The sequence below is a fragment of the Mesorhizobium cantuariense genome, from assembly GCF_042647205.1.
In the GTDB taxonomy this organism is placed as follows: Bacteria; Pseudomonadota; Alphaproteobacteria; order Rhizobiales; family Rhizobiaceae; genus Mesorhizobium; species Mesorhizobium cantuariense.
The window spans coordinates 3,702,880-3,714,135 of the sequence record NZ_JBHRVD010000001.1; the positions used below are offsets into that span (position 1 = coordinate 3,702,880).

Consider the following 11,256-nt stretch of genomic DNA (forward strand, 5'->3'; position numbering starts at 1 on the left):
CAGCAATGCTCCGCAATGCGGGCAGGTGATCCGCCATCCGAGCAGCTGGCTTCGCAGGATTGGCGCTGTTTCCGCGCCACGGCGTCGCCAAGGCACTCGCAGCGTATGAGCAGCAACCCTAGGCGGCTCCCTCCTCAAATATCCGGTCCTCAAAGCCCTGGCGCTGCGGAAGCGGATTTCCTTCAGGCGCTCGTACTCCGGAGAATCGTACCAGGCAGTGAGCGCGGCCATGTCGGGGAATTCGACAGGCGATCCGGATCCCAGTCGCCTTCAAGTACTCGGGTCGTGCCGCCGCGCGCGAGATACCGCCCGCCATGGCGCTTCGGTCGCCGGGACCTCGCGCTTGTGTTCATCGAACGTGGCAGCGTCGGTGACATCAACATCGGCAATCAGATAGGCAGCCATCCCCATGTCCTCCCTTCTTCAAATCGTCTCCCACTGCACCAGAGGCCGGCCAAGCGCCTAGCGGCCCAGCGGCCGGGGCTGGGGGGCGGGGTTCGGCCGCCGGGCCTAACCGGCAAACGGGGTAGGTTTCCGGCTGGAGAATTATAGGCCGTTCAAGCGGAAATCCTGCCTGAAATGCGTGCCGAACAGCGAGATAAAGTAAGTCTGCCCGAAACTTGAAAGCGCCAGCAGCATCGCACCGAAAAGCAGGTGGTCCCAGTTCCGCCGCGCGAACCGGCCGTAGGTCAGAAGAAAATGCATGCCCGTCCCAATACTGGATGATACCCGCTGCCTTAGCGGAATAGCAGGATCGGCACCTTGCAGGAGCGGATCATTTCAGAGGTGGTCGAGCCGATGATCAGGTTGCGGATGCGGGAATGCCCGTAGGCACCCATAACCAGAAGATCTATTTTGCCATCTTCGGCGAACTGCGTCAGCACGACGTCAGACTGGCCTTGCGCGACAAAGCCCTCAACGTCATAGCCGGCACCGCGCAACACTGCCTCGGCATCGGCCAGGCGCTTGCGTGTTTCATCCGAATTGGCGCCCACGGTGACCAATCGACAATGCAGCCCGGCGAAGATCGGACTGTGTGCTACATAGTCGACCGCTTTCATGCTGCTTGTGCCGCCGTCGTAAGCGATCATGAACCGCTCGACCGGCTTGAAGGCGCGGGAGGCGACAAACACCGGCTTAGGGCTCGACCCCGCAACGCGCTCCATATTCGAGCCGAGATGCAGCCTGGCAAAATCCGCTGCCTCACCGCGCTTGCCGATCACAATCAGGTCCGCATCGGATTCATATTCGGTGACGGTGTCGACCAGGTCGCCGATGCGCAGCTTCACCGTGACCTGCCCGACGCCGGCCGCTTCGACCACGGCCTTGCTGTCCTCAAGGATGGCTCGCCCGCGCTTCTGGGCCAGTTTTGCACGCTGTTAAGCGCACTGAGTTCCGCGAGCAGCGAGGTGCGCGCGCCGAGCGCAATACTGCCGCTCAGGTCGGAGGGAACGGTGTGGGTTTCGCGGCGGCCCAGCACATGCAGCAGTTCGACCGGCGAGCCGGTTCGAAGAGCGAGCCAGGATGCGTAGCCACAGACGCTTTGTGCGTAGACGGAGCCGTCTACCAGGGCGACTATTTTAGCCATTGCGTTCCTCCCTAATGACCCATGAGGCGTTCCAGCGCCCCAGGCTTATCGTGAATCGCCAGCCGGTCGACGATGGTCTCGCTGGCTTCGTTCAAGCCGACGAGTTGGACGTCAGCCCCTTCCCTGCGGAACTTCAGCACCACCATGTCGAGGGCGGCGACGCTGGAAATGTCCCAGATATGCGCCTGGCTGACGTCGATCGTGACCTTTTCCAGCGCCTCCTTGAAATCGAAGGAGGCGGTGAAGTCATCGGCCGAGGCGAAGAACACCTGGCCCTCGACCACATAGGCGCGTGAGCCGCCATCCACCGAAAGCGTCGACGTGACCCGGAAGAGCTGGGCGATCTTCCAGGCGAAGAAAATGCCTGAAAGCAGCACGCCGACCAGCACGCCGATCGCCAGATTGTGGGTGACGACGACACAGGCGACCGTTGCCAGCATCACCACGGACGAACTGCGCGGATGGCTGCGCAGATTCTTGATCGAAGACCAACTGAAGGTGCCGATCGACACCATGATCATGATGGCGACCAGCGCAGCCATCGGGATCTGCTTCACCCACTGGCCGAGGACGACAATCATGAACAGCAGGACGATGCCGGCGCAGAAGGTCGAGAGCCGGCCGCTGCCGCCGGATTTCACGTTGATCATCGATTGCCCGATCATGGCGCAACCGGCCATGCCGCCGATGAAGCCGGTGGCCATATTGGCGATGCCCTGTCCGATACACTCCTGATTTTTGTCGCTCGGCGTGTCGGTCAGGTCGTCGACGATGGTGGCCGTCATCAGCGATTCAAGCAAGCCCACGGCGGCGACCCCCGCAGAATATGGCAGGATGATCAGCAGCGTCTCCAAAGAGAACGGAATTCGCGGGATGAGGAATACCGGCAGGGTCGAGGGAAGTTCGCCCATATCGCCCACGGTGCGCAGATCAAAGCCAAAATACATCGCGATCGCTGTTAGGACGATGATGCAAACCAGAGGCGATGGCACCGCCTTGGTGATCAGCGGGAAGAGATAGATGATGCCGAGGCCTGCCGCGACCATCACATAGGTCAGCCACGGCACCCCGATCAGCTCGGGCAGTTGGGCCATAAAAATCAGGATCGCAAGGGCGTTGACGAAGCCGGTCATGACCGAACGCGACACGAAGCGCATGACGTAACCGAGCTTGATGAGACCAGCGCCGATCTGCAGGAGCCCGGCTAGCACAGTTGCGGCCAAGAGGTACTGCAGGCCGTGGTCGCGAACCAGAGTAACCATGAGAACGGCTGTCGCTGCCGTTGCTGCCGAGATCATCCCCGGCCTCCCCCCTGTGATGGCAACAATGACCGCGATCGAGAACGAGGCATAAAGTCCGATCTTCGGATCGACGCCGGCGATAATCGAGAATGCAATCGCCTCTGGGATAAGCGCCAGGGCGACAACGAGGCCGGCGAGCACGTCGCCACGAATATTGCCGAGCCATTGATCCCGGTGGGCGTGAAGTGAGAGCATGAGAGTCCGGTCAAATTTTACCAACCGCACGGACCCAACTTGGCCCGTCCTGCAAAACTGGTTATGCGGTTGAGTTGTCCGGCGGATTGGCGGTCGGAAGAGCCACCCGGAGTTTCACCGGGTCCAGTCGAGATGTTGCACTTAGCCGCAAACCCTGCTGCGGTGCAACAAGGCTTTGCAAGCGCAATCGCGTACCCTAGCGTTAGGAGGGCTCTGGGATGTTTGCCAAGGGAGCCGAGACAGCACATGCGCAAGTTTGATCCACTGCATCTGGCTCTTTGGTTTATGCTCGCGATACTCATCGCAATTGCAGCCTATCTTTACTTCTGGCCGCCGCCCCGCCGTGTCTTGCGTATCCAAATGGACGGGACTTCGCAGTTGGCTGGCGACCCCTCCCCCCGAGACAGCCAAGGGTAGACATGGATGATCGTCAGCGCGCTTTCCGGCTTGCCTGTAACGCACTGGACATCACGACAACGACGCAGCCAGCCAGCAACAGCCCGCCCACGACAAATTGCGGCACGGCGAGCCAAGCGAGAAGACCTGCGATGGCGACCACTGCCACCACAGCCAAGGCCAGGAACTCGTCATCAACGAACATACCGATCAATTCGCGAAGGATGAGCGACGCTATATTCATAATTTCACCTCTGAAGCCGTGCGCATCGCCAGCTTGACCGCCACCAGGCCGACTGCAAGGAAGATTGCGGCAAAGGCCAGGATGGAGAGATCATGTCCAGGCCAGTCGACACCCAGCCCTTCCCCCGTCCAGAACACGCCAAACGCCGAAAGCATCACTCTGACGCCAAACTTGAGTGTGTTTTCGGGCACCCGGGCAAGGGGGCGATGGACAATGACGCCGATCAACAGCACAACAACGCAAGCGGCTGCCGCGCCCATCGCCGCAGGCACCAGCAATCCCCTGCCGGCTCCCACTGCAATGACGATAAAGACCACCTCAAGCCCTTCCAGCACAACCGCCTTGAACGCGGTTATGCCGGCGATCCAGTCGAGATGAGCCTCCTTGTTGCGCTCGGCCGTTTGCAGGTTGGCTTCCTCCTTGGCGAACGCCTTCGTTTCATCATGGAGGGCGATCACCCCGGCCGAGCGCAGAATGGCCTTGCGCAACCAGCGCAGGCCGAAGAGCAGCAGCAAAACACCGATAACCAGTTGCAACGCATGGAGCGGTACCAGATCGAGCAGCGGACCGAGTGCGAGCACCAGCAGAACAAGCAGTGCCAATCCGGCCCCGGTTCCGGTCAAAGCCGGCCGCCAGCCGCGAACAGTGCCCACGGCCAACACGATGGTAAGGGCTTCGACCGCTTCCACCAGGGAAGCCAGAAAGGCGGCGGTAACGGCAGGTGCTGCGGTTGCCCAGGAAATCATGACGAAACCCCTTCCAGCATGTTCAGGACGTACAGCATGCTCATGCTTCCTCTTCGATGTTGAGCTGAGAAATCTGCGTCGCGCCGCCATTCAGGCGCGCTGCCATCAGGTGACCGAGCGCGACTGCGCCAACACACAAAACGACAGAGAGGCCGATATTCAGGGCTGCCTTTGCCAATCCGCCGGTGCGAATCAGGTCGAGGGTCTGCAGGCTGAACGACGAGAAGGTCGTGTAGCCGCCGCATATGCCGATCATGACGAAAAGACGCAGCGTTTCTGAGACCGGAAAACGACCACTGGAAAAGGTCAGCGTTCCAAAAAAGCCGATGAGGAGCGACCCGGTGACGTTGATGATGATCGTGCCCCAGGGCAACGGGCCGCTGATCGGCAGAGCCAGCACGGAAATCACATAGCGCGCCAGGGTGCCAAGGGCACCACCGGCCATCACAACAAGGCAATTTGTAAAGGACATGCTCGATCCTCTGTCTGAGGCGAGCATCGGCCCGCCTAGAGCGGCGGGATCAAGACAGATTCCCACCGCGGTTGTCGCGGTAGGAGTCATCAGCCTTACCGGCGGTTTCGGGAGAACTCCATTCCCATCAAACGCAAAATAGCCCGAATTCTGGACCGTACACAAGGTCACATACGACGCTGACAACCAACTCGGCTGGTGCTTGAAAGCCGGCTGCAATTACGGCTCGGAGCCTACAATTGGGCGAGTACTTTAGCCTGCCCTCAGCGGCCCGGGCCTTCCCAGACATTAGTCCGGTCGTCGTGCAGATCGGGCAGCTTGCGGTTCATTGGCATGGCGTGGGCAACGTTGTCGGCATCCTGTTCGCATGGTGGTACGCGAAGTGTCTCGTGGTCGACGTACCCTATGGCCTGGGTAGGGTCCTTCCTATGAAGCGTGAGGGCCTCGACGATTTCATTTTATGGGCGCCGGTCGGGGTCTTATGGGCGCCGGTCGGATCGTGCTGGGCGGGCGCACGGAGCGGAGACAGCGCCTCGGAGTGGCATGGCACGGGGTTCCGGACAGCATCATGATCCAGAAGCGTTTGTGATTGCGCAGATCATTACGGCGCTTTCCGCGCTTCTGAACCAAACATCGACCAGAGCGATGGCAGTTCTCCGCCTGATCGACCCGTCCGCGAGAGTGGAACCAAGATGGATTGTCTTGCTCATTGCCGCCTTCGAGGGTCGCCTCATGGCCCTCTCCGCCGCGCACAACATCCTGACCCAGACCAGCTGGAGCAGGCATCCTTGGGCCAACTGGTCTCCGACAGTCTCCAGATCCGAGGAACGTTTACCGACCGGGTCACAATGAGCGGGCCTGCGATTCGTTTGCAGGCGAACAAGGCCCTTTCCGTCGCACTGCGGTCACTACCATGCTTCTCAATGGGTTCCCGAACCTCGGGAATCGTAAGGCCAAATTCAACTTGCGACACGCAACCGGCGAGATCGCACAAAGCTTGTCAGACTGTCGCAATCCATCGCATGCCCGAATGCGTAGCCTTGCAGTATGTCACAGCCAAGCCCTTTAAGCAGACGTGCATGTTTCATCGTCTCGACCCCTTCGGCAATGATCTCGATGCCCAGAGACTTACCGATTTCGATGATCGACGAGACGACCTGCCTTTGCTGGGGTGAGTTCACGATAGGATCCACCAGTTGCCGATCTATCTTCAGGCGGCGAGGCTGCAGTTTGAGCAAACTGACAATGGAAGCATAGCCGGTGCCGAAATCGTCGATTTCAATGTCGATGCCGAGTTGTTTGATCTGGTCAACGTTCCATGTGACCAGATCGTCGTTGTCATCGAGGAAGATCGACTCTACGAGCTCAAAGGAAAATGTTCCCTTCCTGATATTGAGATCTCGCAAACTCTTTATCAATTCCTCATCTCGAAGACGCCGTGCCGAGACGTTGACGGATACACGCGGAATGCCGATTTTGTCGGCAGACCACGCCTCGAAATCCAAAAGCGATTGTTGAAGGATTTTGCGATCTATCGTCGAAACGACGTTCAATTCTTCGGCGATCTTCAGGAAAACGTCAGGCGTCAGGATACCCTTCTCTGGATGCCTCCACCGCGCCAGCGCTTCAACTCCCACTATCTCCAGGGTCTTCGCGTCGAATTGAGGCTGGTAGAATACGATGAATTCGTTTCGTTCAAGACCGGCCAGGATCTCGTCGGCAATTCTTTTCGTGTTGACGATTTCACTTTGCAGCTCGCCACTGAAGAATTCATGTCGGTTGCGGCCCCGCTTCTTCGCCCGGTAAAGAGCAATGTCGGCGTTCACCAGTAACTGCCTGACATCGGCATCCCCGCCATTGTCGACCGCAATGCCAACGCTGACCCCAAAACGGCATTGGTGACCATGGTAGTCAACGGGCTTGCGCATCTCTCCGATAATGCGATCAGCAAGCAGGGCTACTTGGCCGACATCGTCACGCACCGTGCAGAGCACGATGAATTCGTCTCCCCCAACCCGAGCGACGAAACCGCGGTCGCCGACGTTGGACTGGAGAACGGATGAGGCATGCACCAGCATTGCGTCGCCCGCCGCGTGGCCGAGTGTATCATTGATGTGCTTGAAGCGGTCCAGATCAACGTGTAGCAGCGCTGCATAGCCGCCATTCAGCCTGGCCTTTGCCACGTAATCCTTCAGTACCTGGTCCAGGAAACGGCGATTAGGCAAATCCGTCAACGCATCGTGCAGGGCGACATGTTCTATTTGCACCTTCGCAGACTCGAGTTCCGTGTTTTTCGACTCGGCCAGCTGCCTTGCGCGAACCAGGTCGTTGTTCAGCGAAACATCTGCGGTGACGTCCCATTCCGCGCCGACCATTCGAGGCGAATTGTCTGCGGTCTGGTAGAAGATCGCTCTGGATCGGACGTGGCGAATTTCGCCGTCCGGACGAATGACCCTGTATTCCGATGAATATGTGCTCCGCCCAGCAACGGCTTTGTCGAAGTCGGCAAGCGCGGCAGGCAAATCGGCAGGATGAATGCCTCCGGCCCAGTCCAGATATCCACGCGGCCCGCCGTCGGTCTCTCTGCCGTATATTTCGTTGACGCGATCGTCCCAAGCAAGACGGTTGGTTTCGAGGTCGTGTTCCCAGACTCCGATGGCCGACGCCTCCAGAGCAAGCTCCAGCCGGCGAGACAGCCGGTTCAGCTCCCAGTAATTTCGCTGCCTTTCATCAATTAGGCGGCCTGCCGCCAGAAAGGGAAGCAGGATCAGCGCCGCCGCCGCCGCCATGATCGCGCGGAGCAGCCAGGCGTTGGCGGGGGTGGCGGGCCAACCGCTCTTGGGAATGGCAGCGATCCGCCAGGAGCCCGACGGGACCAGAACGTCAGCCGTCACCGGGTTGCTATTGACGACGCGCTCGTCACCAAAGAACTTCACTCCCTTCGCGCCAAGCGCGTCATTGCCGATGAGCGCGACGTCGATCCCAAGATCTTCGTCGAGAAGACCGCTCGCCTGGTAAAGGCGCTGCACGTCGACCACGGCGGAAACGATGCCCCAGAAGCGGTCGGTGTTGCCCGCGCTTTTTACGAATACAGGAAACCGGCCGATGAAAGCCTCGCCTCCCTGCCGCAGATCGACTGGGCCGGCGAGAATGAGCTTGCGCTCGTCGCGCGCACGCAAGGCAGCCGCACGCTGCTGGTCGTTCTTGCGGTAGTCGAGGCCGATGGCCTTCTCGTTGCCGGCGAGCGGGTACATCAAGGAAATGATCAGGTCGGGCGCGCCGGCGATGTTGCGAAGTTGGGACCCTTCGTTGAACAGTTTGCTGGCGAGCTCTGCGAAACGTTGCTGTCCCATGTAGGGCTCGGTTGTGACCGCCGCGACCAGTCCTCGCACCAGTTGCAGGTTGCCGTTGATGTTCCCCTCGAGCTTGGCGCGAATGACGCTGACCTTGGCCAGGACATCCGCACGGGCGGCCTGGTCCGAGACGATCCTATTCTGGTGGTCTGCGAACAGGGCACAAACGGCAATAACCACAATTGCGATCGCCGCCGGAATCTTTGCCGGCGAAAAGACAGCCCCCTTCATGCGGCCGAACCTGTTGGCGAAAAGAGCCAATAAAGCGAGATTCCCTTGCTACTCAGGCTCCGTTGGTAAGCCTGATCGAGGGAATATTAGTTCGCAATAACTTAATTTTAGCCTTCACAGTCATTAAATTTGACGCCTTCGCGCTGTTGCGCGGAACCGCCTCGAACTCGGCAGGGGGCGGGACTAGTGGCCGTCGACCTTCTTCGGCACAATCCGGTACGTTCCGACGCCACGTTTGGTCGCCCCAATCGAATAGGCCATCGGAATCTTGGGTGCGTTTTCAGGCAGGCCGTACATATTCTTGCCGGCCCTGATCGCGAATGAAAAGTGCTGCCAGGAAACCGTGTCGTGCTCGTTGAGAAAATCGAGCGATAGCCCAGCTGCGATCAACGCGTTCACCACATCGCTGATCGGATGGATCCATTCGTAATAACGGGGATGCTTCAAAAGACGGTCGTCGCCAGTATAGGTCAGATCCTCGTTCCAGGCGAGCGGCCGCGCCGCTGGCGTTCGCCAGTCGTGCCTCAACTCAAGCGCTGCGGCCTTGCGATTGCACTGGAACATTAAGGGATGGCCCTCGGCCAAATAGAGCCTGCCGCCGGGCCGCAGCAGATCGGCGACCACCTGCGCCCAACGGAAGACATCGTCGAGCCAGTTCACCGAGCCCCAGGTGACGTAGACGATGTCATATGTCCGGTTGAGCGCTTCAACAGCCTCGAACAGCGAGGCTTCTACGAAGCGAACGTCGCTGCCTGCCTTAGAGGCGAAATCCCGCGCCGCGGCGATCGCCTTGGGTGAAAAGTCCAGGCCCGTCACGCTGCCCGCGCCGAGATTCCTCAGGCTGATCGTGTCGAGCCCAATGTGGCATTGCAGATGGACGATGTCCTTGCCGGAAATGTCACCGATCTCGCGCGTTTCCAGCTCATAGAGATTGGATCCACCAGAAAGCACATTCTCGATGCGGTAGCTGCCCGTTTTGTCGGTCGCGTGCAGTTCGGCCCGATCGTCCCAATTCAGGAGATTCGCATCCAAAAACCGTTCCAAGTTCCCCCCGATCTCAGCCGCCGCAAGGTTAACAGCTGGTTAACACACATTGCAGTGAGTGGGCCTGCACGTCAATCCTGGAGGTTGGAATCGTCGCGGCGGACGCGCGGCGGTTGCGTACGTCACATTCTGAAAACGGGCGGCCTTGGTGTCGTTTCAGTTCCGGGAATGAGATGACGTCGAACATCACCACCTGCCATTGAACCCGATGTTTCGCAGACGCGCATGGTGGCCAGGAGAGCATTCTCCGAGCTGCTGGTCATAAGACAAGACTTCTGAGGCCGTTGCGCGCCTTGCCGTTTGCGGCGAGGCGATGTAGGCGCGGTTCATGAGGACAAAACAAGAACAGTTCTTGCTTTTTCAACCTCCAATCGAAAGCGGTTGCACATAGGGGAAACGAAACGGGTACGAACTTCGAGGTTCTGCGAGGCTGCTTTTCTTGCTATTGTCTCGTCGAAGATCAGGAATAGAACTATTGGATTGACGGCTGACAGTGGGAAGGCTGTCATATTTAATCTTAAATACTGCAAGGGGACGGTGATGGTTGCCGGCGAACCGTTATGACGCAGCAAGTCGGACGAATCGAGGGGCCAGGGGGCGGTCGGGCTGGGCAAGGTGGAAAAACAACTCGACCTGCTCTTCTAAGGCTCAAGTCTTTGCCGAGAATTTCGGCCATGACCAGCGATCGGGACGATTAGCCCGTAGAGATCGCGGGAACAACTGGGCGAAAGATGGCGTTCTTTTGGGAGCGGACAACAATGGAAAACGACCCAGAGAGGTCCCGCGAAATACAGGACTTCATCCTCGATGAAGTATCAGAACAGGCCGGGTATTCCGATCGACGAATTGTCATCACTTTAGTGGATGCCCAGGGAATCCGCCTGCGGCTTCACGTTACTGCGGTCACGGGAGAACTGCTTTGCGAGCGCATCGCGGATGCGCTGGAGTACCGTTACGGCAAATAGCGTAGTTTGGTCCTGCTCGCCTGTGGGTCACTCCGCTCGCTTGCCATCCCGCTCAACATCTGGACCAGGTGCGGCTAATTCAGGGTAACCTTCGCCCAAATCTGGCCCGGCCATTTTTTTTATAAACTCGGTGTTCACCACGGTCGTGCATGCGGGTTGCGAACGACTCTGATCGGAGTGCTGTATTTCCGCCAGACACTCTGGGGTTCCCTGTGCACTCACAATGGCCTCGCGGCGGCCGACCTATGGTCGGTCGCCGTCCTTTGGCCGGGCCTTGATGCCTAGCCGCATTCGGGGCCGGACTTTCAAAAATTGTTCCGCTTCGCCACCGCAGGAGCACCCGTTATGGCCGTGGTTCTTCCGATCAATGCCTGTCCAATCACGGCTGCAAAGACGCATCGTTGCCGTACCAGCCCAGGGGTCGCCACAATTCTATTTGTTTTGGCCACCCTCGTTACTGGAGTTGCCGACGAGGAGGATGACTATGCCGACTGTCTGATCAACACGGCCATAAAAATAATGCGAACCCAAATTGTCAAGGACCCCGCCAAGGCGCTGGACGAAGCGAGCAAACGGTGCAAGGCGCCGCCACGCGTGACTTAGAGCCGCCACTTTGTGGTTGAAAGTGGCGTTGTCCGCTGCACAGTAACCAGTTGTTCACCATGTTAGTCCAATCTCATCGAAGGCACACTTATGCGGTCCCCGTGCCAATGCGCCTGAT

The 11,256-nt window shown here is 59.0% G+C and carries 12 protein-coding genes, 2 pseudogenes, 1 riboswitch and 1 other annotated feature; of the genes and pseudogenes, 4 read left to right on the forward strand and 10 right to left on the reverse strand.

Translation table 11 applies throughout. The annotated features are described in order from the left end of the window. Positions 1–219: 219 nt before the first annotated feature. From ACFOJ9_RS17890 to crcB, 8 genes and pseudogenes are all read right to left on the reverse strand, one after another. Positions 220–263: pseudogene (locus tag ACFOJ9_RS17890) on the reverse strand (hypothetical protein); the annotation flags it as partial. A 7-nt stretch (positions 264–270) separates the two neighbouring features. Continuing rightward, positions 271–405 carry a hypothetical protein gene (locus tag ACFOJ9_RS17895; protein ID WP_378988344.1) on the reverse strand — a complete coding sequence of 45 codons (135 nt, stop codon included), beginning with the start codon at positions 403–405 and terminating at the stop codon, positions 271–273. Between the two features lie 141 nt (positions 406–546). Further along, entirely contained in the window at positions 547–705 is a 159-nt protein-coding gene (locus tag ACFOJ9_RS17900; protein ID WP_378980241.1) for a hypothetical protein, read from the reverse strand. A 32-nt stretch (positions 706–737) separates the two neighbouring features. Next, a pseudogene (locus tag ACFOJ9_RS17905) lies at positions 738–1,588 on the reverse strand (universal stress protein). 11 nt (positions 1,589–1,599) lie between these two features. Beyond that, on the reverse strand, positions 1,600–3,084 hold the full coding sequence (locus ACFOJ9_RS17910; RefSeq protein ID WP_378980242.1) for a SulP family inorganic anion transporter: 1,485 nt from the start codon (positions 3,082–3,084) through the stop codon (positions 1,600–1,602). A gap of 72 nt (positions 3,085–3,156) precedes the next feature. Continuing rightward, positions 3,157–3,212 (reverse strand) — a sequence feature (sul1 is cis-regulatory element that is thought to sense ions involved in sulfur or methionine metabolism; They are found in Alphaproteobacteria). Between the two features lie 302 nt (positions 3,213–3,514). Then, complete coding sequence (locus ACFOJ9_RS17915) at positions 3,515–3,724, reverse strand: hypothetical protein (RefSeq protein WP_378980243.1); 210 nt, start codon at positions 3,722–3,724, stop codon at positions 3,515–3,517. Further along, positions 3,721–4,470: a COG4280 domain-containing protein gene (locus ACFOJ9_RS17920; RefSeq protein ID WP_378980244.1), complete on the reverse strand. Its 750-nt coding sequence runs from the start codon at positions 4,468–4,470 to the stop codon at positions 3,721–3,723. The genes ACFOJ9_RS17915 and ACFOJ9_RS17920 overlap by 4 nt, the downstream gene beginning before the upstream one ends. A 40-nt stretch (positions 4,471–4,510) precedes the next feature. Continuing rightward, positions 4,511–4,942, reverse strand: a complete 432-nt coding sequence (gene crcB, locus ACFOJ9_RS17925) for a fluoride efflux transporter CrcB (RefSeq protein ID WP_378987855.1) — start codon at positions 4,940–4,942, stop codon at positions 4,511–4,513. Between the two features lie 73 nt (positions 4,943–5,015). Then, positions 5,016–5,077: riboswitch (Fluoride riboswitch) on the reverse strand. A gap of 167 nt (positions 5,078–5,244) precedes the next feature. On the opposite strand from crcB, the gene ACFOJ9_RS17930 reads away from it, so the two are divergent. After that, positions 5,245–5,514 (forward strand): hypothetical protein, encoded by a 270-nt coding sequence (locus ACFOJ9_RS17930; RefSeq protein ID WP_378987858.1) that lies wholly within the window; start codon positions 5,245–5,247, stop codon positions 5,512–5,514. A gap of 73 nt (positions 5,515–5,587) precedes the next feature. Then, a complete protein-coding gene (locus tag ACFOJ9_RS17935; protein WP_378987861.1) occupies positions 5,588–5,794 on the forward strand; it encodes an HWE histidine kinase domain-containing protein in 207 nt (68 codons plus the stop codon). A gap of 107 nt (positions 5,795–5,901) precedes the next feature. Here the strand turns inward: ACFOJ9_RS17935 and ACFOJ9_RS17940 are convergent, their stop codons facing one another. Together ACFOJ9_RS17940 and ACFOJ9_RS17945 are read right to left on the reverse strand one after the other, a co-directional pair. Next, a complete protein-coding gene (locus ACFOJ9_RS17940; protein ID WP_378987864.1) occupies positions 5,902–8,526 on the reverse strand; it encodes a bifunctional diguanylate cyclase/phosphodiesterase in 2,625 nt (874 codons plus the stop codon). A gap of 183 nt (positions 8,527–8,709) precedes the next feature. Further along, positions 8,710–9,558, reverse strand: a complete 849-nt coding sequence (locus ACFOJ9_RS17945; protein WP_378980245.1) for a class I SAM-dependent methyltransferase — start codon at positions 9,556–9,558, stop codon at positions 8,710–8,712. Positions 9,559–10,328: 770 nt separating this feature from the next. On the opposite strand from ACFOJ9_RS17945, the gene ACFOJ9_RS17950 reads away from it, so the two are divergent. Together ACFOJ9_RS17950 and ACFOJ9_RS17955 are read left to right on the forward strand one after the other, a co-directional pair. Continuing rightward, positions 10,329–10,535 (forward strand): hypothetical protein, encoded by a 207-nt coding sequence (locus ACFOJ9_RS17950; RefSeq protein WP_378980246.1) that lies wholly within the window; start codon positions 10,329–10,331, stop codon positions 10,533–10,535. Between the two features lie 345 nt (positions 10,536–10,880). Further along, positions 10,881–11,138 (forward strand): hypothetical protein, encoded by a 258-nt coding sequence (locus ACFOJ9_RS17955; protein ID WP_378980247.1) that lies wholly within the window; start codon positions 10,881–10,883, stop codon positions 11,136–11,138. The last annotated feature ends 118 nt before the right edge of the window (positions 11,139–11,256 follow it).

Excerpts from the sequence above, each read along its gene's own strand:
- ACFOJ9_RS17895 (WP_378988344.1), bottom strand. The coding sequence starts at position 405 with ATGGCTGCCTATCTGATTGCCGATGTTGATGTCACCGACGCTGCCACG.
- ACFOJ9_RS17900 (WP_378980241.1), bottom strand. The coding sequence starts at position 705 with ATGCATTTTCTTCTGACCTACGGCCGGTTCGCGCGGCGGAACTGGGAC.
- ACFOJ9_RS17910 (WP_378980242.1), bottom strand. The coding sequence starts at position 3,084 with ATGCTCTCACTTCACGCCCACCGGGATCAATGGCTCGGCAATATTCGT.
- ACFOJ9_RS17915 (WP_378980243.1), bottom strand. The coding sequence starts at position 3,724 with ATGAATATAGCGTCGCTCATCCTTCGCGAATTGATCGGTATGTTCGTT.
- ACFOJ9_RS17920 (WP_378980244.1), bottom strand. The coding sequence starts at position 4,470 with ATGATTTCCTGGGCAACCGCAGCACCTGCCGTTACCGCCGCCTTTCTG.
- crcB (WP_378987855.1), bottom strand. The coding sequence starts at position 4,942 with ATGTCCTTTACAAATTGCCTTGTTGTGATGGCCGGTGGTGCCCTTGGC.
- ACFOJ9_RS17935 (WP_378987861.1), top strand. The coding sequence starts at position 5,588 with ATGGCAGTTCTCCGCCTGATCGACCCGTCCGCGAGAGTGGAACCAAGA.
- ACFOJ9_RS17940 (WP_378987864.1), bottom strand. The coding sequence starts at position 8,526 with ATGAAGGGGGCTGTCTTTTCGCCGGCAAAGATTCCGGCGGCGATCGCA.
- ACFOJ9_RS17950 (WP_378980246.1), top strand. The coding sequence starts at position 10,329 with ATGGAAAACGACCCAGAGAGGTCCCGCGAAATACAGGACTTCATCCTC.
- ACFOJ9_RS17955 (WP_378980247.1), top strand. The coding sequence starts at position 10,881 with ATGGCCGTGGTTCTTCCGATCAATGCCTGTCCAATCACGGCTGCAAAG.